This window comes from Carboxylicivirga sp. (assembly GCF_982718395.1).
Map to the genome: position 1 here is coordinate 1 of NZ_CEXQWX010000056.1, position 20,879 is coordinate 20,879.

Sequence of the window (20,879 nt, forward strand, 5' to 3'; positions counted from 1 at the left end):
CGCCTTTTTTTTAAGAAACCCCTTATTCATCCGAATAAGGGGTTTTTTGTGTTTATACATTTAAGTGAATCCTTTCTGTTTGCTTACCCTGAATGGATATGTACGGTTTTAAATAGTTCTGGAAGTATTCAATAATACAATCAAACGGTCGTAGTAATCACATTAAAGTATAGGTAATACATTTTACCACGCTGTTTGTTTTAGCATTAATAATACTATTATTTTACGTTTTAAGGATATCATGAAGCAGAAACTGATCTTTGTCGATATAACGTTTCTTCAGGACATTATTAGCTAAAGTTATAGAAGGGTCAAAGGCATCTTTAAAAGAAAAGGTCACAAAAGCAATAAATGGGCTTCACATCTGCTAATTCCTAGTTTGACCAGGCAGTATCTTCTCTAACATGGAAGTAACGGGGGGGTATTATTAAGAACTGGAAAGTTGTGAACGTCTACAAGCGGAAAATAGGTGCAAGATTTCGATTTCTTTGCTATATCCGAAGAATGTGTAGAAAGCAATCTCTGAGTGAAAAAATAGCCCCGATAAACAGGGCTTTAGGCATGATATTATTATTAATTAATTAATAGTTTTATCTCACGAGCAACTTGCTGATTGTATTCAAATGCCAGGTTCTTGTGGTTAACCAAATCAACTATAGTTCCGATAAAACACAAACCGGCTGTGAAAAAGTAAAGAATTCCCATTCCTATATGGTTGATAAAAAACCGGTGAATACCCGCGAAACCTAAAAAGCCTAATAGTGCCGTTAAAAGGATCGTTTGCGGATCTTTACGTCGTCCTCTGTAAATAAGGATAAAGTTTTGAGCTTGTTCTTCGCTCATATCTTTTAAAAGCGAATCTAAAAAAATAGCTTCTTCGCCTTCAACTTCTGGTAATAAGGTGTAAATTTTATTCATAGCTTCTCATTTAAAGTTATAATGTGAATATCCTTTTTGAGTATTGAATAAGATCGAAACAACAATATCACTACAGCAACAAGTGCCAAAGGATGCGATTGCCACGATTCCATAAATTGCCCGTGAAACAGGAAGGTAATACTACGACCTAATCCACAACCCGGACAAAAATCAAAACCCAGATTTTTAAAAATACAAAGTGTGTAATGCGTTGCATTGTTTGGTGAGGATAGCGCTAGTGAAACAAGGGCGATTAACCAAAAATAAGCTTCTAAATGGGAGTTTCTATGCTTATAGGTCACTCGTTTCACACCTCATCGATTGCAATAACTCAAATGTAAGCATTTTTATCAGTTAGATATAAAATAACGTCCATTTTTTTATGCTTGTAGTGTATTCTGGAATGTGTAAAAATAAAAAGCTCCAAAATGATTGTCATTTTGGAGCTCCACTATAGTATTGTTGTTTTATTCTTTAATCCAGTCTTTGTAATTAAAATCACAATTCACCCATTTGTTATCGATGGTGATATAGGTTTCTTTTTGCTTGGTTTTTATCCACTCGTCTAACGTTTCCTGACGCAGGCTATTTTCAAGCATGGATTGTAATAGCTGATAGTCTTCTTTCAGGTTGGCTTTGTGGGGTGACAATTTTTGCTTCAGTTTCACAAGACGGAAAGTTTCTTTCCCTTTACGCTCATCCAGCATATAGAATGATTCGGAAATTTCTCCATCTTTCATTCCTTGTAATTCCTTGTTGATGGCAACAGGAATCTGAGCAATTTCGAACTTGGAGGTACCTGTTTGTGGATTGACCATTTGACCACCACTGGTACGCGAATCTTTATCCATAGAGAATCGCAGAGCAGCTTCTTCAAATGACATGGTTTCGTCAGTAATTAAACCTCTGATTGTATCCAGACTGGCTTTTGCTTCTTTTTTAGCAGCTTCGCCAACCTTTGGTTTAATAAGGATATGGCGGCAGTTGATTCGCTCACCTTTACGGTCAATTAATTGTATAATGTGATAACCAAACTCGGTTTCCACAACCTTGGATACTTTCTTTTTGTCCTGCAGGTTGAAAGCTACACTGGCAAATTCAGGCACTAAACCTGAACGAGGAATCCATCCCAATTCACCACCGCGCTTAGCTGATTCTTTATCCTCTGAATAAAGTACTGCAAGTGTGGCGAAATCACGACCTTCATTAACCTGCTTCTGAAAATCTCTTAACTGAGCTTTTACCCTGTCAATTTCCTTCTGCTCTACTTTAGGATAAATAACAATCTGTTGAAGCTCGTACTGAGTTGGAACCATTGGCAGACTGTCCTTAGGTAAATTACGGTAATAACCCCTGATATCAGCAGGTGTTACCTTAATGTCGCTGGTGATTTCTTGTTGCATACGTTGTGTCAACATTTGGGTACGCACCATCTCCATTTGGTCGCGTTTTATCTGCAATAGTGATTTATTAAAGTACTCTTCCAGTTTTTCTTTATCACCAATTTGAGAAATAAAGTAGTTTATACGTTGATCTACCTGATTTACCACTTCGTTTTCACCAACTTCAATACTATCTAATTTAGCCTGATTCAATAATAACTTGCTTATTAAAGCCTGTTCAAACAAATGGCATTTCAAATCACCGGCATAGTTAGCTCCTTCCACCAAAGCTTGCTCGTATTGATGTTCGATATCTGATTTTAAGATGGCATTATCACCAACAACAGCAATTACTTCATCAATAACATTAGTTTGAGCCTGAATAGCTTGGAATGAAAAGAATACCGAAAAAATTAAGGTGCTTATCTGAATGAATTTATTCATGTTTTGGTATTTGTAAATCTTTGTCTTCTATCATTAATTTAGATGCGTCGCCGTGTTTAATCTCTCCATTAAAGACACATCTTTCTAAGGCAATTGCAAACCTACATAAATTTTCGCTGCTATTATCAATACTTAATAAGTTTTTAGCATGTTAGAGCAATTGATATCGTGCAAAAACGCAACTCACCTTCATAATCAAAACAAGTTAAGCCAGGAGGTGGAAAGTACTAAAATATTAAACCTAGTAAAACTTGATATTCTTATTTTTTAGAGCTTCTTCGTACAGATCACTTTCGAGGTTTTTAATAAACTCCAGACGTTTCTTATTAAGTAAGATCGCTTTAATTTTTGCCTCAACAAACTCAATTGGGGCCAATTCGGTATTCAACTTGTATTCGCGAATTGATAAGAAATACTGGTTCAATGAATCGCTTGTATGATAATAGGTGTTGTTTTTAAGAAAACGCTCTGTACGATTTATTGGCTCTGGCAGTCGTTTGTTGATTTCATCCATTGTTAACCAGTGATCGAGAAATACCTCATATTTCTTCGCATTCTGAAAGCAATAGGCTTCCAGTTTTACCAGATCTTCTGAGTCATCGGAACGGTAAAGCTTTTCCAGATCATCAATGTTAGGCGCTGATTGAGGAACAATCACAAACACCCCTTTAAGTATTGGCTCAGATAATTTGAAGTTATCTTCCATCTCAGTATAGTACCTTTTAATTTCCGAGCCTGTAATTAAAGGACTATACTTTTGTTCCAAAAGCTTTTGTTGATAGAGGTGGATTAATAACGAACGACGATACTCTTCGAGCAGTTGATCAACATCCTTTTCTTCGGGTGTTAAATTTAATTCGGCCTTACTTAATAAAAGTTCTGAGCGTATCCACCGGTTGATATAATCCTGCGCAAAAACAGCACTGTCCTCAGGGGTTAAAGAGTTAGGGATAGCCTGATAGACCATCCCCCGTGACAAAACTGTTTCATTAATCCTCACCAAAGGTTCCTCGTTAACCCCGTCACCGGATGTTTTACATGCCGATGCCAGTATCATTAACAAGGCCACTACAAAAAGAGGATATAATTGTCTTTGTATCATTTCTACTTCTAATTTACTTTTGCGAAAGGACTAAAGTAAACTAATGCGTTTTAAAAACAAAGGTATTCACCTCCGGTTTGTATTTTTGCTGTAAAGTCTGAATCCATTTTTTCTCCAACTCAGTCTGGTAATCAGATAAAACACGTCCTCTCACTTCTTCAAGTGCCTGTATTCTGCTTTCCTTCAGTTCTCCTACGCGTAATAAAAAGACTTGTTTAAATGATTTATTGGTTGGCTTTACCTTCCATAATTCCTCATCTATCTGAACATTGTCGCCTTTAAAAAATGGCCCTTCCTTAATGGCAATATTCGCTTTTAGTTCGTCTCCCAGCGAATCAAGGTCAAAATCGGGGTTCTTTTTCAATAGTTTTTTCAGCTTCTTGTAATCAGATTTGTTATTGCAAAAGAGCATTTGGCCTTCGAAATGTTCGTCCAATACGTAATTATTCTTGTTGGCTTCATAAAATTCAACCAGCCCGATGCTATCGTTGGAAGCCTTATTCCAAATTTCCTTCTGACTGATTTCAAATATTAATAATCCATCATGGTATTCATTCATCAAATATTTAAAATCAGGATATTTCTCTTCCAGTTTGCTTTTCTCGTAGTCAAGCAATTGCTCATCAATAAAACCATTCCATAACTTTGTAAAGTCAGCTTCGCTAAAACCAGCTTTAGGTAGGTCAAATTTAAAAGCGTTATTGGCAAAGTCGGCTGGGCTTACATGCTGCCCGTCATAGCTCGCCAGTTCCATATCAGCCTCCCTTATCTCTGCAATAAACTCATTTTTATCTGCTGTACTTGTGCCTGTAACCAATGTTTTCAATTGATCTAACCCAGCTTTATCAACCGAATAATTGTATTCCTTTTTTAAACGCTGTATGGTTGCTTTTTTACCTGCAAAAGCCCTCTCATCGCGCTTTATCTTTTGCATAATCTCATCTTCACATTCCTCGATTGGTTTCACCGGGCGTGTATCCAGACGCTTAATGATATGCCAGCCAAATTGTGTTTTGACAGGTTCTGATATCTGACCATTTTCTTTTAGGGCAAAGGCTGCATCACTAAATTCAGGAACCATACGACCGGTTCCAAACCAGGGTAACTGGCCATTATTTGGTACGGTTTGCTTATCATCGGAATATTTAGCTACCAAGGATTCAAACGACTCACCTTCATTTAGCTTTTGGTAGATCGAGTCAATTGTTTGTTTAGATTGCTCCCGAACAGCTGCCCCCGATTGGTATGGAAATGCTTTCATGATATGAGCCACCAGTACCTCACCGTTATTTTTTCGCTTATTGTGTACTTTGATCAGGTGATAACCAAAAGAAGTTCGTGTAATGTCAGAAACCTCACCAACTGGCGTATCATAGGCTGCTTTTTCGAAAGGATAAACCATCATAAAAGCACCAAAATAGCCCAGATTACCCTGACTTCGTTGTGCTGACGGACATTCAGAATACTTGGAAACCATCAGTTTAAAATCAGTTCCATTATCCAACTGCCGCTTTATGTCAGTCATTGTTTTATATACTTTCAGAGTATCTTCGGGTGTTGGTGATTGGGGAAGCTTGATTAAAATATGTGATGCTTCCACTTCATAAAGCATATGCTCGTATGCTTCCTTTACAACTTCATCGGTGGCTTTTTTATCACTCAGGTAAGGTTTGGACAACTCATTGCGATAGTACTCCAGTTCTTTTTTAAATGTTGGAACAGTATCGAAACCCTGGTTGATAGCTTCTTCAACTTTAAGCTTGTAGTTCACAAAAAGATCAACATACTCCTTTTCGCTAACCGGCTCCTGGGTTAATGAATTGTTTTTATTGTAGATGTAATTAAACTCATCCAACGAGAACTTTTTGTCTCCTATGGTTAAAATGGTATTGTCTTGGGCTTGAATGCCGGTAACTGCCAGCAATACGGCTAATAAGCTAAATAATCGATTCATTATTTTAGTTCACTTTATTAATAATGTTTAGAAACTGATTAAGTTTTATCCTTTGGTTTATTTTGGCGACTTAAGTCATCATACTATTGCAAAAATTCTTTAAATAGCCGGAACTATTCGCATCATTTTTGTCTTGTCTGATAGCTTAATTAGCTCCGCTGAACGTTGTTTCATCCAAACTAACTCACAAAAATAAATTTTAAACAGTTTCATAATTTACAGAACGCCTGTAAATGTACTTTATTATTGGAAATTTTCAGAAACAAACTAAAAGGCGATGTTGGAAAGAGAAAATAGTGGTTAATGATAAGAGATTAATGGACTTGTTGACTGTTTACCTTCCCTCGCTTGAACAATCAGCAAACTATAAATATGTCTGGTTATTCTTTCAGCTTAAAGTGTCAGACCTTCAGCCTGAATAAACATATGGCATTATATCTTGGGACGTTGTCCCAAGCTTAGAATTATAAGGCTTTCAGCCTTTTTTATCTAATAATTTCAACCATTAATTCGCATTATTATTTAATCACCTCATTCTAACCTTCTTGAGGAGAAGAAATAGTGCAGCCTGGTATATGTCAGTCTGAGATTATGTGTGTTAATCCTGGTGTTTGCTCAAATCCTCTCCTGGAGGAGAGGATTAATGTGAGGTGATAAACTATTAATGTTTTCAATTTGTAAGCCATTTTAACTTTAGTAAATTGTTTCAGGACAACTGCTAATGTATAATTATATAGTGCCGTAGCCTGTTATTATCAATAGAACCTTCGCTAAAATGTAGGATTATTGTTTCCTATACTTCCTCCTGTCATCAGGACCAAAAACCTTGAAAAGAAGTCTATGGGTTGTATGGCATCCCAGTGTTCTGAAAGTTTGCCATCCTTTAATTTAAATGTATCTGTAATAATAAATCCTTTCTTTTCATTACCTCTATGTTTTGCTTTCATAGTGGTATGGCTATGTAATACTACAAAATCGCCATCGGCAAATATCTTTTTTACATCAAATGAATAATCCGGGAATCTCTTGGTTAGCGTCTTTACATAACCAACAAGCCCTGTAATTTCATTTGGGATAGCCCTGTTGTGTTGGGTATATGAACCGCCTCCATGTGTTTTAAGAGTATATTCAAAGTCGTGCTCATTCATTAGTTTTTGAAAAAAGTCTACTACAACTTTTACATTTTCGGTTTCTTGTTTTGTCCAATTTTCCTGCAAATGCTTATTGATATCAATTTTTGGTTGTTGCGTTTTACTCATCGTCGTTGTTATTTAAAAGTGATTGTTTGTATTTATTGTAATCTTCAGTAATCTGTTTGAATGCTTCTTCTTTGTTTGCTTCAGCCCAATCTAATTTTTCATCTAAGTTCAAATCCGGATTAAACTCTATAATTTGGTGTTTACTCCAAAATGTGAGTTCCATCAAAACGGGCACGAGTGTCAATCCCCTTGGGGTTAAGGTATAAATGTTGGTTTTTCTATTAGTTGGTAGTTTTTGTTTATCAATTATTCCAAAGTCCTCTAACATCTTTAATCTGGTAGATAGTATGTTGGTGGCAATCGCTTCTGTACTTTCAGAAAAATCCTTAAATGTACTTTTCCCCTCAAAGAGCATTTGTTTAATCACCACCAAAGACCATTTATCCCCTATAATATCTAAGGCTGAGGTGATTGGGCATTTGCAACGGAAAATGTTTTTCATGATTCTTTAATTTTTACTTGCAAAACAAAAGTAATACATTTATTTTTGCTTGCAAAATAAAAGTAATAATTATGAAGAAAGTATTATTAACAGGTGTATCAGGGTATATTGGTTTGCACTGTGCAGTTGAACTGCTAAAACAAGGTTATGCTGTAAAAGGCTCCATCAGAAGTTTGTCGAAAGCTGAGAAAATTACCAATACCATTAAAAGGTTTATTGATCCAAAAGGTAACCTGGAATTCTGTGAGTTGAACTTATTAAAGGATGACGGTTGGGACGAGGCTGTGTCGGATTGTGATTTTGTGATGCACGTGGCATCACCATTTTTTTCAAAAATACCAAAGGATGAAAATGAACTTATCAAGCCAGCGGTAGAAGGAACACAACGCGCTTTGAGAGCAGCTCATAAAGCCGGAATAAAGCGTGTGGTGTTAACGTCTTCTATGGTGGCGATGTTAGGAGATATTACGGGTGATGAAAATATCAACCAGGAGAGTTGGACAAAAGTGAATGCTAAAAATGCCTCAGCATACCTGAAAAGTAAAACACTTGCTGAAAAAAGTGCCTGGAAGTTTGTTAAAGATAACGACTTAGAATTGGTTACTGTACATCCCGGACCTGTTTACGGACCATCACTGTCTGATGATTTGTCTGGTGAGTCAATGACTTTATTTAAGCGGATTATTACAGGTGAATTAAAGCAAATGATTCATGCGAGCATCAATATGTCTGATGTACGAGATGTGGCTAAAATTCATGTATTGGCCTTAGAAAATGAGCAAGCCAACGGTCAACGCATTATAGTTTCTACAGAAAAAGCTCATTCCTTTCAGGAGATAACTAAACTGCTAAAAACTAATGGATTTGAAAAAGTAGGTACGAATGTAGCTCCCAATTTTATGGTTAAGCTTTTAGCCCATTTCAATAGCGAAATGAAGGGAATGCTGCCATATGTTGGTAAAAAGTACGAAGGTGATATCACTAATACAAAGAATATATTTGACTGGACCCCTATTCAATTTGAGAAAATGGTTTTGGATACAGCAGAGTCTGTAAGGAGTATTTTGAGTGCTCAAAATTGAAATTCACATTAACCTTTTTGGAGACACTATTTCATTTATACAGTTTATGAAATAGTGTCTTTTTTTGAAGGGCAATATCTAGATTTCCACAACACCTTATTGTGATTTTTCAAGAGCTTCCTTAATATTTTCAATGCGCTTGCTATTAATTACTTTTTGATAATTATCGTATGTAGAATTTATTTTTTTGTCTCGGATCAGTACAAGATTACTATAATTTTGTTTCCACCTTTCTAATACCGCGTTTGTCATTTTGTGGTTATTACCTGGAGTAAACATTCGCTTAGGGATTTGTGCCTCAATGCCTAAGGTTTGCAGTTGTCGTTTGAGTTGTGGTAAGTGGTCAATACCAAAAACAAAAACAATTGTTTGAGCTTTTTTAGCATTAGCCATTCCATTTTCAACTATTCTTCGATTACGTTCTTGCCAACTGCCTGAAGCAATTTCAGCAAGAGGGGCAACCCTGATAATTTTCTCATATATTGAGTCAAGGTCGTTCAAAATATCCGGAGAATGCAGGTCATCGTAGAAAGAGGCATTATTAAAAGATTTTAATTTGGCATGTATATTCTTATTTATTGCCGAGCATTGTTTTTCAACTTCTGCCGGAAACGACTTATTGGCTATTGATTGTGTTGTATAATCAAGGCGCCAATCAACAGGAACAAAACGGTAATCCATTTCACCAGCCATTTCTGCGAGAACTGCTGCCTCTGGAGGAAAATAGCCTTCCATAGCTTGCTCATATGCTTCGGGAGTGATTTCACCACAAACAACATCAGGTTTTAAAATGCGTATTTGCTCTAGGAGGTCATTTATAGAATAATTCTTACTTGAGTCAAAGTGCATATTATGAATTGATCCGATTAAATAAACTGTACGTTTTACTTTTAGTGAATCATTATCTATTTCACTTGCATAAATAATGCTTGCATGAATGGTTAAAATAAGAAGTAGAAACGTTCTAATCATGTTTTATGTTTTTTACATCGTGTTAACTGCTGGCTTTATTCTCATTCTTGTCCAAAATGTCAACAATAAATTTATCATACTCATCTTTCATCGGTAAATCGTAGTCGACCTTTAGCTGTCTCCGTTTTACTATCACTGGTTCCTTTATCTTAGGATTAAAACCTTCTTTTTCAATATCAGTCCAATACAATCCAATCCCTCTTTTTTGCCATTTGGGAATATCGTTGAAGTTTATGCCGTAGGAAAAAAGCAGCTCGTTTTTATCAGCATTACTTACTTTCTCTATTCTCTTTGTTGCCTCACCTTTAGTAAAGTTATCTTCACGAAGTTTCCAATAGCAATAAGCGTTTAAAGCATTTCGATGAGCATCTTCATTTCTCCACCTAAAATAATCTACAACTAATTGCTTATTTGGTAATTCACTCAGTCTGCAATCAAAAGAAGCCACTGAACCAATAAGGGTTGAGAATTTAGCACTTGCTTCTCCAGCTAATATTGAGTTAAATTTCCGATGTTTTCTTGAGAATGCAGTTTCATTAATATCGAATAATAGTGAGATCTCGTCACTTTCTGTAAATCCATAAATTACATTAAAACCACATTTCATTAAATGAGTTGTTGTTTCTACCATATAATCCCGAAAAGTGTCGTCAAACGGTGCCTTGAACTTATGCTTTTGTTTTGTCAGCTTAGTAAAACTTCTCCCATCAATCCTCGCAACAATATAAACCCCTGGTAGTACACAAATGTCATGTGAAGTCTCGTATATTCGAAGCTTTTTATCTAAATCATCAAATTTCATTTTCCCAATTTGTTACTTCAAATTTGTTATCCTTAATCTTGACGTAATATAATTCATCAAATCCTTCGTTTCTTGAAGGTAATTCAAGTTTATTAAAAGTCCCTTTTATCCCAATTTCTGGAATTTTTGCTTTTCCAATCCTTGAGTTATTTCTCTCAATAGAATCCTCAATCTTAGATTGAAAATAGTATCCTGTTACTTTATACTTATTTTCCTTTGCTTGTTTGATATACTTTTCTCTATCAAGTTTTGTCGGATTTGTATTATCAATCACAAATGGCTGTTGTATTGAGAAACAGGTTTCTAAAAATCTCTGTTCTTTATTCCTGGTATTCAATAAATCAATCGAAATCCGCATGTGCGAGTTAAAAAATCGTTCAATATAAAATGTCGATTTACCTGTTGCTTGTATTCCTATTAAAATTATTGCTTCCATTTTATGCATTGTAGTTTTATAAGCTGTATGCAACAGACCAGGCTATTATGCATTGGCTTGTGTTACCCAGCGGCAAGCTATGCTTATTCGCAGTTATTACAAGCCATTCTTTATCATTTTTATCGATTCTCTGTAAAATTTTTCCCCCTCTAGTTTGATAAACTTTACTTCAATATTATTGGCCTCCATAATTGCGGTCTTATGTTCGTCCTTATATTTTTCGGGGCAATAATAAATTATACGACTATTGTGCTGACTTGACTTTTCCAGTTGAAACCTAGCTCTGTTAGTCAGTAACCACCATAAGTCAGTTTCAACGTATCCCAGTTTAAGTCCTAAAATATGCACCTCATCCTTGAAAAAGAAATCAATCCAGGATTCATTAGTTACAATGTTTTCTTTTAATTTCTGATGAAGAGACTTATGACTTGTTTTTTTGCTTCTATAATTAGTTCCCGAAACGGTATAATTTCTAAACTGCTGTAACTGCCCGCCATAGTGTTCAAACCCTAGTGTTATACTCTTAGGAACATTAACCTCTCCATGGATATGCCAGAATCTCTTATCTTCTATCTGATTATGCCTGTATACACTATATTTAGTCTCCCTTATAACACCTTTGTTTTTAAGAGTATTTGTCTTTTTATTTCCTAATAATCTTTTCTGCAGAACATAGTCGTAATTGGTTGTGACATAATCGTTCACGTCTAATCTTAATAATTCATCATGAATCTCGTTTGGTTCAATTTCACCAATTATATCTGCAATTTTCGATTTCAGTTCGACTTCATTTATATTATTCGATTTCCGCGCTTTCAGATATATTTCTTCATAAAGAAGTGGAAATGGCTTTTCGGTTGACACATTAATATTATTCCCACTAATTTTTACAATTCGTTTAAGCAAATCTTCCCAGCTTGTTGAATTATTAATGTTGTTAATATCATTTCCAATAAGTAAGACTTTATTCATAGTGTTTGGTTTTAATTAATGGCTTGTATTGGTCTTGCTGTAAGGCGTAAAAGGATGCTTACAAACTTTTCTAATTGCGAGGAGCCAAATCGCATATTCTGTTTTATTTTTTTTTAAAGCTAAATCTGCAACTCGGCGATATTCACCGAAGCTATGAACCTCACAAAGTACCCTACAGGTCTTGTGTCTATGTGGTTTGTTAGCAGCCGTTTTTTATAGAATTCGTTCAAATGATCTTCTTATATTTTCTACTGAGTTTCTTATGGACGAGGCTTCTTTTAAAACGGTATTAATATCAACATTGTATGTTAATTGAATATGCTTTGCTATATACTTGTTTTGTGCTATACATACTTCTGTAGCTTTTTGAATATTTGCATTAATTTTATCTTGTCTAAGTGAAAAGATAACTGAAGTAACTATTATTAATATAAATACTCCAACCGTTAAGAATGATAATACTTCTATAGTTCTGGCTATATAACCAACAGGGGATATGCTTTCTATATTTCCAAATGTAACGGTCTTAATAGTATAATAGAGAAGGTCAAAAAGATTTGGTTCCCCTGTGATTTCATAGTTCTCTGGGAATGCATGGAATAACTGATAATTCAAAAAAGTATAAAATGTAAAGGTTATAAATACGAAACCAATTAATTGATAAATCCATGAAATAACAAAAGCTCTTTTACCTTTGAAATTATTCAGATTAGCACCTAAAAATTCAACAATTGAATTTACAATAATCAACCTTTCAATACGCTTATTATTCTTTTCCTCTTCAGGTAGTTTCTCATCTGCTTTAACTTCTTCAAAGCTTTTGATTATAGAAAAAGATTGTTCTGGTGATTTTATTAATCCATCCAATTTTTTATCAATGTCAGCACCAAAAATTTGAGCAGGTTGGAAAGATTGTTTAATATACTTAATAACAACCTTGTAGTATACAAATGAGAAATATACCATGCTAACAACCCTAATAATCTGAGAATTTGTTGTGGCTAGTAATAATATTATTCCTATCATTAAAGTAGAGTGTATTATTGTAGATTTGAACCTTTTGATTCTTACAAAAACAAGATTAGCATAACCAGATAGAAGATAAACCTTTCCCTTATTCAATACTGTTTTCGGTATAAACCAAAAAATCAATAAAAAGGGATAAAAAATGATACTTAAGTTGTAATACCATTTTGTTTTAATCATAACTCCTATCACTACACTTATATACAGAAAAGGAACGGTATTATTTATCCAATTTAAGTCTTCTGGTATCCCAGCTAAAAAAATAGAATCACCTCTAAATATCAAAATCCATATACCAAGAATCCATAAGGTGCTATACAATAGATGCTTTCTGAAAAACTTCCAGTAAATAGGTTTATCTATATCTAAATTTAAAAATGTCGTCATGCTTGTTGATTATACTATTTAGTTCAGTGTGCCAATGTTGGCTAATTGTTTGGTTAAATGGAATACGGGACTTTAAAATACTTCATTGCTAGGCTATCTTTGAGTCAATTCGTTTGTTTTTAAGTCAGATCGTCAGATGCAAATTGGCTTTAGTTTATTACAAACAACAGCGATGGAAACATCTTCTGGACTTTGCATTACATATAGCTTTTGTTATGGGCTGTCTTTTTTCCTAGTTTTTCGTCTTGCTTTTTCATATACGCAATATAAATCCACAAATTAATTATAATCGACGCAATTCCTCCCATTACCCCAACCACATATTGAAATAATACTTTCTCAAAAAATAAAGTTCCCAAGCAATATAGCATAGCCCCAAACATGAAGGAACTAACTAATTGAATTACATAAAGACAAACAATCTGAGTACTCCACGTATCAAAAGCTGGAGGGAATGCATCATTGGTGTAAAACCTACTTCTATTTATAAAACCATGAGGCTTTGAAGAAAGTGCCATCCCCCGATGTTCATTTAAATACCTTGCAACTTTTGCATAATAAACTCTATTTCTTGAAATTAAGAATGATGCTAAAAGTGAAAAAACGTAACAAACTCCAAAGACTGAGGGAATAATCCATTCATAGCTTTTTGCGACAAAGGTTTGTTGGTTTCCAACGTCTTTTGCAAATCCATAAATAGCCCAAACAGCTGCAATTCCTAACAATAATTCTATAAAGCTGAATTTTGTGATGTCCCAATTTAAGGAATCATAATGTCTTAGTTGTTGATAGCTTTGATCAAAATCATGTATTAAGAAATCATGGCCATACTTCGTTTGTTCTTTCATTTTTGACGTTCTTTTTTCCCAAGGTTTGAATTTTTCAATCTCGTAAATTGCATTTGACCAATCTCCATTGAATTGGATTGCTCTATCATCGATATATACATCAGCAATTGGTTTACCCTCATTTGTATTATGGGGTTGGTAGGGATTTTTGTTTATGTAATCAAATACAAGGTCATTTTTATCTAGATAATCTTTAATAAGATTTTCATTTCCTCTTGTGGTATAAATAATTATAAGCCAATTATTCTTTTTCAGTTTTAATAGTGCTTCTTTTGCTCCTTTTATAGCATTCCCAAAGTGCTGTTCGCCTTTCCACTCTTCATAATGTGCTAGAGTACCATCTAAATCGACACAAACTATTTTTTTATTATTCATTCTTAGATTTAGCTGAAGGTAATTGTTCCATTTGTATCTGTCCGATAAACATTTTTCTTTGTATGTGTACGGTATCTTTGAAGAGCAGTTGAGTGTGGAACATTTGAGTGAACACCAGATTTAGTAGATATTACAGTATAGTTAGGATTAACCTTTTTTATAAATTCATTGTTAGCACCATTAATAGAGCCATGATGACTTGCATGCAAAATATGTTTAGTTTTTAAATCATAATAGTCTAAGATCTGTTGCAATGCATAATCTGATGCGTCACCAGTAAATAAATTAGTCCCAACTCTAAAAACTAAACATGCATCGTGCAACTCTCTAGTAGCATAGCTATTGATGTTTTTAGGTGGATTTAAAATTTGAATATTCGTACCTCCAACCGTATCATATACTTTTGTGCCCCTAGTTGGTTTATAAACTTTTGTCCCATTTTTAACTAGCTTTTGTTTTAATTTTTGATAGTCTTGCCATTCGCTATATCCAACGCTGTTGTCTCCATGTCTCCTTTCGTATGGACATTCCCATAGTTCTGTTACACTTACTGCGTTATCAATTAAAGTTTGTATTCCATCAAAATGATCATAATGTTGATGCGTTATAATTAAAACATCAATATGGTTATTGGGAATCCAATCCATAATGTTTTCTTCACCATCACCTCCTTGATGACAATCAACCATTACAATTTTTGAATTCAGCTTTATAACTGTACAATCAGCACAACCTACTTCTAAAAAATTATATTTATTTCCCATATTTAATTTGTTAAGTTAATATTAAACCTGTCCATAACAGCATACTATATAATGCCGTAAGGTGATTTAACTTTACAGACTCTCCAAAATGAACGGAGTCAAAGCGCATATTTTGTTTTACATTTTCTTTTTAAAGACAAATCTGCGAATTGGTGTTAGTTGTCGAAGTTACCACACTTACAAACTTTGCTATACGCCGTATGTAGTATGCGACCTGTTGGCGTAAGTAATTTTCTATTTATTTTATTATCAATTTTTCATAGCCTGTATTTTCTGCAATTTTTATTTTCTGCTTGTCAATAGAAATATAAAATTCATTGCCTTGCACATCAGTTAGAAGTTGTGTGTAGACTCTCAAAGATTCATTAGCATAAGTAGCTATTTGATTTTTTGTCCAACGTAACTCAAAATGTTTAGATAGGTTACTAATGACTTGTCTTACTCTTTCTTCATCACTTAAGACTGTTTCAAAGTCTAGTAATACTTCAATTATATCAGCAATAAAACGTTCTCTTTTCTTTTTATCCTCTAATGCTCTTTGTATTTCTTTTTTTAAGCGAGTTGGAATTTCATTTAGTTCTTGCTTTTTACGATTCTCAATCTTAATTGGCCTATTCGAATTTATTGGAATTTTAATTCTTACGCTCTGTCTAACCCCTTCAAGAGGGAAGTTGGTTTTCTTGTCTATATGAACATCAATTTCAGGGTTATCCCATTTTTTTATTTCCCTAATCCCTCTTTTGTGATCATCAATAATTATGGATTGTTTTTTTATTAGTTCTTTTAGAGCCATTTGGGTATGTCATTGTTTCAATTATGATTCTTGATTAATATGTGTTGAGTTTATTACCGCCAATATTGCAGTAAATACATAGTATTGTTGTACCCCTAACATCTCATTTTCTTCTCTCTCACAACTCAGCCTGTAAAATTATCATTATTCGTTAAATAACCTAATGTATTTATCTAATTATTGCCCTTCTTTTTAGCGTATTTATGGAGTTGGCATATATTAATTTAGTATTCTTTTGGGATGGTGATCAGGATTGATTGTGTTTAGTTTCAATCCAGGTGTAAATCGGTAAAGCTTTACCAATTAGGGATTTTGTTGGTGACTGGTGTTGTATATTAGTTGTTGAAAAAATATTTTTATTAAGCTGTTATTGTATGCAAGGGTAGAGCTGGTAAGGAATTTAGCCATCTACATTCAAACTATTTCAGAAAAAATTCTATTAAAGTTTTGAATTGTTATTGTAAAGTAATATTTTAACGGATACGAATATTAAAAACATTAATCATCTAACCTATGACACCACTATCAATTCTTAAAAAGCAATTTTGTCTTCTTCCTCAGAAATTACTCATCAAAAAAAGTTTCCTCCAAAACGATATTGGCTTTACATTAAATGATGGTGGCCTCCTTTTTTTGCGGCGAAGCTTTCATAAAACAATGTTTCAGTGCTTTTTTTACGGTGAGGCTTCCATAAAATGATGATTGCATGTTTTTTTCGCGGCGAAGCTTTCATAAAATGATGACAGTTCATTTTTTTTGCGGTGAAGCTTTCATAAAACAATGTTTCGGTGTTTTTTCTGCGGCGAAGCTTTCATCAAACATTATTGAGCTAATTCTTAAAACATCAGCTTTCATCGTTTAATAAAAACGATTGATTATCCTTATTAATATCCTTTATCCCTATAAATTAAAAGATACGTTTATGATCAAAATTCCTAAAGTAAAACCCAATATTCGCATTCACGATACGGCACGGCTTGGTGCAAGGGTATCGGGTGTGCTCGAAGAAGCAACGGTGAAAGACGGTAATATTGATACGTTAAAAACCAACATCGTTTCCAGCACCGGCTTGCTAAGAATGGTGTTGGACAAGAACATGGGCAAGTCCATATTAGAGATGAGCGACGATCAGCGCGATAACACTTCGCGATCGGCACTTTATTTAAACAAAGCTTACCTGCTGCATCCAGATAAGAACATACGTGAAGCAGCAAGTGCGGTTGATAAGGTGTTTGGCCGACATGGTTTTGACCTGACAAAAATGAACTACACGGCACAATCGGAAGCCAATAAAGCTATTTTCAGAGAGCTGAAATCGGAAGAAATGGCTCCCCGGGTAGCTCTGTTGCCCGGTATGACGGGGCTGATTGAGCAGCTTGAAGCCGACGAGGCAAAGTTTATTGCCGACCAGAAGGAATGGACGGACGCGCTTGCCAAGGATAAATTAACCCAGACTGCATCAGCACATAAAGCTGAATTACTAAAGCTGATCAATGACAAATTGGTGAGTTACCTGCGTGCAATGATGCAACTTAATCCCGAGGCCTACCAGGAGATTTGTTCAAAAATTTCCGTGGTGATTGAAGAGGCCAACGATTTGGTGAAACGTCGCCAAAACAATGAAGAAGAAGTGGAAGTGGAGAACTAAATTAAATGAGTCAGATAAAGGATTGTAGAGGGGCATCGGTATGGTGCCCTTTTTATTTGGTGTATAGTGGGAGGAGGCTGTCCAAAAACAAGTATTTAAATTTAGATATCTTACGATTTGTTACTTAACCACCTCATCCTGACCTTCTCCTCAAAGAGAAGGAATAGAGATGTTCGACATTTGTGAGGTCTTAATAAGTGCACTAACACTCAATTATTAAGCACTTCCTCTCCTGAAGGAGAGGATTGAGGTGAGGTGATAAACTATTAAAAACCTGACAGGTCTGAGTCTTTTTAAAGATCGGCTTAGCGGGTAATCCGCTTAGCCGGTAACAACTAAACCAACCTCTGTTGTTAAACTAAACCCTGCACTCTACCCATACCTCTCACAACTAACCACTAATCACTAACTCCAACCCTAAACTCCGCACCCAAACCCCAAAACTCCAACCCTAAACTTCTAAGCCTTAAACTCTAAACTAAAAAACACTTCTAAACCATTTCTAACTCTTCCTTGTTCTAACCTCAGTTCAAACTCTAAGCTATGGAATCAAAACGTAAAGCAGTTATAGTTGAAGATAACCGGGATATTTCTGACCTGGTGGCACTTCATTTGCGTGATTTGGGAATGGAAGTCAGGCAACACCTGGAAGGATTTCCGGCACTCGACGATATTTTTGAAAATGAGTATGACCTGATCATACTGGATTTGATGCTGCCCGATATTGAAGGCATGGAGATATGCCGGCGTATAAGGATGGAGAAGATTAAAACGCCGGTGATCATCCTTACTTCAAAGAATGATGAGATTGATAAAGTATTGGGGCTTGAAACGGGTGCCGATGATTATATAACCAAACCATTTAGTGTTCGTGAGTTTACTGCCCGCGTTAAAGCCATTATGCGACGCATTGAAGACCAAAGCAAGCAAAGTGTCGGGTCGGATAGTATCCTTAACCTGGGTAACCTGAGTATTGAGCCTGAAAGCAGAAAGGTGTTACTCGATGGCAAACGAATAGAGTTAACACCAAAGGAGTTTGACCTCTTGTATCTTCTGGCCAGCAGGGCAGGCTTTATTTTTAGTCGCGAAAAACTGCTTAACCTGGTCTGGGGCTACCAGTTTGATGGCTATGAGCATACCGTCAATTCACACATTAACCGCTTAAGAAGCAAGCTGGAGAAAGATCCTGCTGAACCCGAGTTTATATTAACCTCATGGGGAGTGGGTTACTACTTCAACGATAATTTGAAATCTCTTAACTAAACACATCATGAAGAATCAGATATTCAGCAGCTTATTTTGGAAACTGGCCTTAATATTCCTGTCCTCACTCCTTATCGTTTCATTGGTTTTTATATTTATCTCGGTCAAAAGCTCAGGTAAACATTACCAGGAAGTATCGCAACGCATCAGTCGACCTGTTGCTGAGCGTATATCAAAACATAACCACCTGTTTTTGAACGGGCAATTAAATGAAGTTGAGCTTAAAAAGGTTTTTCACGATGTAATGGTTGTTAATCCGGCCATTGAGGTGTACCTGCTCGATACTTTGGGTAACATACTGGCTTATGATGCACCGCTGGGGCGGGTTAAAGTGGAACAAATTGATTTGGAACCAGTGAAATCTTTTATTCATGATAAGGAAAACACCTTTTTCACCGCAACCAATCCCCGCAAGCCGGAGGTTCAGCATGCATTCTCAGCCGCTGAGATAAAAGAAGATGGAAAACTGATAGGATATACCTATGTGGTGTTGGCAAGCGAAATTTATAATTCGGCCATCGACCAGTTACTGGGAAGTTATTACTTAAAAAATGCCGGGTGGAGCGTGCTCGTAGCATTGCTTGGAGCCTTGGTGCTGGGATTAATACTTATATGGCTGTTAACACGAAATCTGAATGTCATTATCAATGGTGTAAAAAGCTTTAAACAAGGCGATTTATCGGCACGCATTCAATTAAAGTCGAGGGGTGAATTAACCATTTTGGCCGAACAGTTTAACCTGATGGCCGAAACCATTAACCAGAATATCGAAGAACTTAAGCAACTGGATCGATTAAAGCGGGAACTGACAGCCAGTGTGTCGCACGATTTACGAACACCTTTAGCATCTATTCAGGGCTATGCCGAAACATTATCCCTTAAGATCAAGGAACTGGACGATACGCAAAAGCTGGAGTATGCATCGATTATTTTCAGAAGTGCCGAAAATATGAAACGCCTGGTTGATGACCTTTTTGAATTGTCGAAACTGGAATCGGGACAGCTCGAACCTAAACTTGAACCCATCTCATTAAAGGAATTGATCTATGATATCAGTGCTAAATACAAATTAATGGCTGAAGATAAAGGCATTCAGATCAATTACAACCTGCCGGATAAGCTTCCGCTCATCTACGCCGATATCGGCATGATCGAAAGGGTGCTGCAAAACCTGATTGATAATGCCATGCGACACACCTACAGGAACGGAACCATTGAACTGGGTATAGAACAGCGAAAAAAGACGGTTGATGTTTGGGTGGCTGATTCAGGTGTTGGAATTAAAGAGAATGAACTGCCGTATATCTTTGATCGATACAGGACGACTTCGAACTCCGCCGAAGGAGGTACGGGATTGGGATTGGCCATTGTGAAAAAGATTATTGATTTGCATAAATCCTCAATAACCGTTGAAAGTAAGATTGAACAGGGTACGCGTTTTAGTTTTGGATTGCCGGTGTAGTAAAATATAATACCCCGCAGATTTCGCGGATGTACGCTGAGAATGATTATTCAAGGCGAATAAAATTTGCGGGCATCGGCGCAATCAGGTGGAAAATTTCAGAGCATATTAAGTTAAGCCATCTATCTGCGCTGTTCCCTTTATTTCCTTAAAGGGAACAGCGCGCCGGATAAGCTCCTTTACGGGTTTGGGGTAATGGTGGCGAAATGTCAAAAATCCCAAAATAAGTTGGTTTTAAACTTCAAGTTATACCAGTTACTTGGGTTGAGGGCGTTTGAGAATTAAAGTGGGTAACTATCGTGCTTATAACCTATAACATAAACACCTCATCCTAACCTTCTCCTGACAGGAGAAGGGATAGTGCAATTTGGTGTATATCAGTCCTGAATTAAGTGTATCAACCCTTGGTGTTTGCTCACATCCTCTCCTTGAGGAGAGGAACGAGGTGAGGTGTTGCTATTATAATCTCTGGATTATTAGGGCCAAATTAATTTGTCAAAAATCCCAAAATAAGTTGGTTTTAAACTTCAAGTTATACCAGTTACTTG

General features: G+C 35.7%; 19 protein-coding genes. 4 read left to right on the top strand and 15 right to left on the bottom strand.

Annotated features, from left to right (window positions below; all coding sequences use genetic code 11):
- Window positions 1-573: 573 nt before the first annotated feature.
- The 7 genes from AC4MRQ_RS12055 to AC4MRQ_RS12085 all read right to left on the bottom strand — a co-directional run bounded on the left by AC4MRQ_RS12055 (window position 574) and on the right by AC4MRQ_RS12085 (window position 7,501).
- Window positions 574-918, bottom strand: a complete 345-nt coding sequence (locus AC4MRQ_RS12055) for a TM2 domain-containing protein (RefSeq protein WP_491197926.1) — start codon at window positions 916-918, stop codon at window positions 574-576.
- Window positions 915-1,229: a DUF2752 domain-containing protein gene (locus AC4MRQ_RS12060; protein WP_491197927.1), complete on the bottom strand. Its 315-nt coding sequence runs from the start codon at window positions 1,227-1,229 to the stop codon at window positions 915-917. The genes AC4MRQ_RS12055 and AC4MRQ_RS12060 overlap by 4 nt, the downstream gene beginning before the upstream one ends.
- Window positions 1,230-1,385: 156 nt before the next feature.
- Window positions 1,386-2,744: a peptidylprolyl isomerase gene (locus AC4MRQ_RS12065; protein ID WP_491197928.1), complete on the bottom strand. Its 1,359-nt coding sequence runs from the start codon at window positions 2,742-2,744 to the stop codon at window positions 1,386-1,388.
- A 241-nt stretch (window positions 2,745-2,985) separates the two neighbouring features.
- The gene (locus AC4MRQ_RS12070) at window positions 2,986-3,846 is read right to left on the bottom strand and encodes a hypothetical protein (RefSeq protein ID WP_491197929.1); all 861 of its coding nucleotides are present in this window, start codon (window positions 3,844-3,846) and stop codon (window positions 2,986-2,988) included.
- Window positions 3,847-3,886: 40 nt separating this feature from the next.
- Entirely contained in the window at window positions 3,887-5,800 is a 1,914-nt protein-coding gene (locus AC4MRQ_RS12075; protein ID WP_491197930.1) for a peptidylprolyl isomerase, read from the bottom strand.
- 770 nt (window positions 5,801-6,570) lie between these two features.
- Window positions 6,571-7,059, bottom strand: coding sequence for a nuclear transport factor 2 family protein (locus AC4MRQ_RS12080; RefSeq protein ID WP_491197931.1), 489 nt, complete (start codon window positions 7,057-7,059; stop codon window positions 6,571-6,573).
- On the bottom strand, window positions 7,052-7,501 hold the full coding sequence (locus AC4MRQ_RS12085) for a winged helix-turn-helix transcriptional regulator (protein ID WP_491197932.1): 450 nt from the start codon (window positions 7,499-7,501) through the stop codon (window positions 7,052-7,054). Before AC4MRQ_RS12085 ends, AC4MRQ_RS12080 begins: the two co-directional genes overlap by 8 nt.
- 71 nt (window positions 7,502-7,572) lie before the next feature.
- Here AC4MRQ_RS12085 and AC4MRQ_RS12090 point away from each other — a divergent pair, with 71 nt between their 5' ends.
- Window positions 7,573-8,583, top strand: coding sequence for an SDR family oxidoreductase (locus tag AC4MRQ_RS12090; protein WP_491197933.1), 1,011 nt, complete (start codon window positions 7,573-7,575; stop codon window positions 8,581-8,583).
- Between the two features lie 96 nt (window positions 8,584-8,679).
- On the opposite strand, the gene AC4MRQ_RS12095 is transcribed toward AC4MRQ_RS12090, so the two are convergent.
- The 8 genes from AC4MRQ_RS12095 to AC4MRQ_RS12130 form a co-directional block, all read right to left on the bottom strand.
- On the bottom strand, window positions 8,680-9,555 hold the full coding sequence (locus AC4MRQ_RS12095; protein ID WP_491197934.1) for a hypothetical protein: 876 nt from the start codon (window positions 9,553-9,555) through the stop codon (window positions 8,680-8,682).
- 22 nt (window positions 9,556-9,577) lie between these two features.
- Entirely contained in the window at window positions 9,578-10,357 is a 780-nt protein-coding gene (locus tag AC4MRQ_RS12100) for a tRNA(His) guanylyltransferase Thg1 family protein (RefSeq protein WP_491197935.1), read from the bottom strand.
- The gene (locus tag AC4MRQ_RS12105; protein ID WP_491197936.1) at window positions 10,347-10,793 is read right to left on the bottom strand and encodes a hypothetical protein; all 447 of its coding nucleotides are present in this window, start codon (window positions 10,791-10,793) and stop codon (window positions 10,347-10,349) included. The genes AC4MRQ_RS12100 and AC4MRQ_RS12105 overlap by 11 nt, the downstream gene beginning before the upstream one ends.
- Window positions 10,794-10,889: 96 nt before the next feature.
- Complete coding sequence (locus AC4MRQ_RS12110; RefSeq protein WP_491197937.1) at window positions 10,890-11,765, bottom strand: SIR2 family protein; 876 nt, start codon at window positions 11,763-11,765, stop codon at window positions 10,890-10,892.
- Window positions 11,766-11,978: 213 nt separating this feature from the next.
- Window positions 11,979-13,178, bottom strand: a complete 1,200-nt coding sequence (locus tag AC4MRQ_RS12115; protein ID WP_491197938.1) for a hypothetical protein — start codon at window positions 13,176-13,178, stop codon at window positions 11,979-11,981.
- 197 nt (window positions 13,179-13,375) lie between these two features.
- Window positions 13,376-14,401: a hypothetical protein gene (locus AC4MRQ_RS12120; protein ID WP_491197939.1), complete on the bottom strand. Its 1,026-nt coding sequence runs from the start codon at window positions 14,399-14,401 to the stop codon at window positions 13,376-13,378.
- An 8-nt stretch (window positions 14,402-14,409) separates the two neighbouring features.
- Window positions 14,410-15,165: a ComEC/Rec2 family competence protein gene (locus tag AC4MRQ_RS12125; RefSeq protein ID WP_491197940.1), complete on the bottom strand. Its 756-nt coding sequence runs from the start codon at window positions 15,163-15,165 to the stop codon at window positions 14,410-14,412.
- Between the two features lie 238 nt (window positions 15,166-15,403).
- Window positions 15,404-15,958 (bottom strand): hypothetical protein, encoded by a 555-nt coding sequence (locus tag AC4MRQ_RS12130; protein WP_491197941.1) that lies wholly within the window; start codon window positions 15,956-15,958, stop codon window positions 15,404-15,406.
- A 922-nt stretch (window positions 15,959-16,880) separates the two neighbouring features.
- Between AC4MRQ_RS12130 and AC4MRQ_RS12135 the strand changes: the two genes are divergently transcribed.
- The 3 genes from AC4MRQ_RS12135 (at window position 16,881) to AC4MRQ_RS12145 (ending at window position 20,331) form a co-directional block, all read left to right on the top strand.
- Entirely contained in the window at window positions 16,881-17,606 is a 726-nt protein-coding gene (locus tag AC4MRQ_RS12135; RefSeq protein ID WP_491197942.1) for a DUF6261 family protein, read from the top strand.
- Between the two features lie 543 nt (window positions 17,607-18,149).
- Window positions 18,150-18,869, top strand: coding sequence for a winged helix-turn-helix domain-containing protein (locus AC4MRQ_RS12140; protein ID WP_491197943.1), 720 nt, complete (start codon window positions 18,150-18,152; stop codon window positions 18,867-18,869).
- Window positions 18,870-18,876: 7 nt separating this feature from the next.
- Entirely contained in the window at window positions 18,877-20,331 is a 1,455-nt protein-coding gene (locus tag AC4MRQ_RS12145) for a sensor histidine kinase (RefSeq protein WP_491197944.1), read from the top strand.
- The last annotated feature ends 548 nt before the right edge of the window (window positions 20,332-20,879 follow it).

Coding starts and splice junctions, on each gene's coding strand:
- AC4MRQ_RS12055 (WP_491197926.1), bottom strand. CDS start 918: ATGAATAAAATTTACACCTTATTACCAGAAGTTGAAGGCGAAGAAGCT.
- AC4MRQ_RS12065 (WP_491197928.1), bottom strand. CDS start 2,744: ATGAATAAATTCATTCAGATAAGCACCTTAATTTTTTCGGTATTCTTT.
- AC4MRQ_RS12070 (WP_491197929.1), bottom strand. CDS start 3,846: ATGATACAAAGACAATTATATCCTCTTTTTGTAGTGGCCTTGTTAATG.
- AC4MRQ_RS12075 (WP_491197930.1), bottom strand. CDS start 5,800: ATGAATCGATTATTTAGCTTATTAGCCGTATTGCTGGCAGTTACCGGC.
- AC4MRQ_RS12080 (WP_491197931.1), bottom strand. CDS start 7,059: ATGAGTAAAACGCAACAACCAAAAATTGATATCAATAAGCATTTGCAG.
- AC4MRQ_RS12085 (WP_491197932.1), bottom strand. CDS start 7,501: ATGAAAAACATTTTCCGTTGCAAATGCCCAATCACCTCAGCCTTAGAT.
- AC4MRQ_RS12090 (WP_491197933.1), top strand. CDS start 7,573: ATGAAGAAAGTATTATTAACAGGTGTATCAGGGTATATTGGTTTGCAC.
- AC4MRQ_RS12095 (WP_491197934.1), bottom strand. CDS start 9,555: ATGATTAGAACGTTTCTACTTCTTATTTTAACCATTCATGCAAGCATT.
- AC4MRQ_RS12100 (WP_491197935.1), bottom strand. CDS start 10,357: ATGAAATTTGATGATTTAGATAAAAAGCTTCGAATATACGAGACTTCA.
- AC4MRQ_RS12105 (WP_491197936.1), bottom strand. CDS start 10,793: ATGGAAGCAATAATTTTAATAGGAATACAAGCAACAGGTAAATCGACA.
- AC4MRQ_RS12110 (WP_491197937.1), bottom strand. CDS start 11,765: ATGAATAAAGTCTTACTTATTGGAAATGATATTAACAACATTAATAAT.
- AC4MRQ_RS12115 (WP_491197938.1), bottom strand. CDS start 13,178: ATGACGACATTTTTAAATTTAGATATAGATAAACCTATTTACTGGAAG.
- AC4MRQ_RS12120 (WP_491197939.1), bottom strand. CDS start 14,401: ATGAATAATAAAAAAATAGTTTGTGTCGATTTAGATGGTACTCTAGCA.
- AC4MRQ_RS12125 (WP_491197940.1), bottom strand. CDS start 15,165: ATGGGAAATAAATATAATTTTTTAGAAGTAGGTTGTGCTGATTGTACA.
- AC4MRQ_RS12130 (WP_491197941.1), bottom strand. CDS start 15,958: ATGGCTCTAAAAGAACTAATAAAAAAACAATCCATAATTATTGATGAT.
- AC4MRQ_RS12135 (WP_491197942.1), top strand. CDS start 16,881: ATGATCAAAATTCCTAAAGTAAAACCCAATATTCGCATTCACGATACG.
- AC4MRQ_RS12140 (WP_491197943.1), top strand. CDS start 18,150: ATGGAATCAAAACGTAAAGCAGTTATAGTTGAAGATAACCGGGATATT.
- AC4MRQ_RS12145 (WP_491197944.1), top strand. CDS start 18,877: ATGAAGAATCAGATATTCAGCAGCTTATTTTGGAAACTGGCCTTAATA.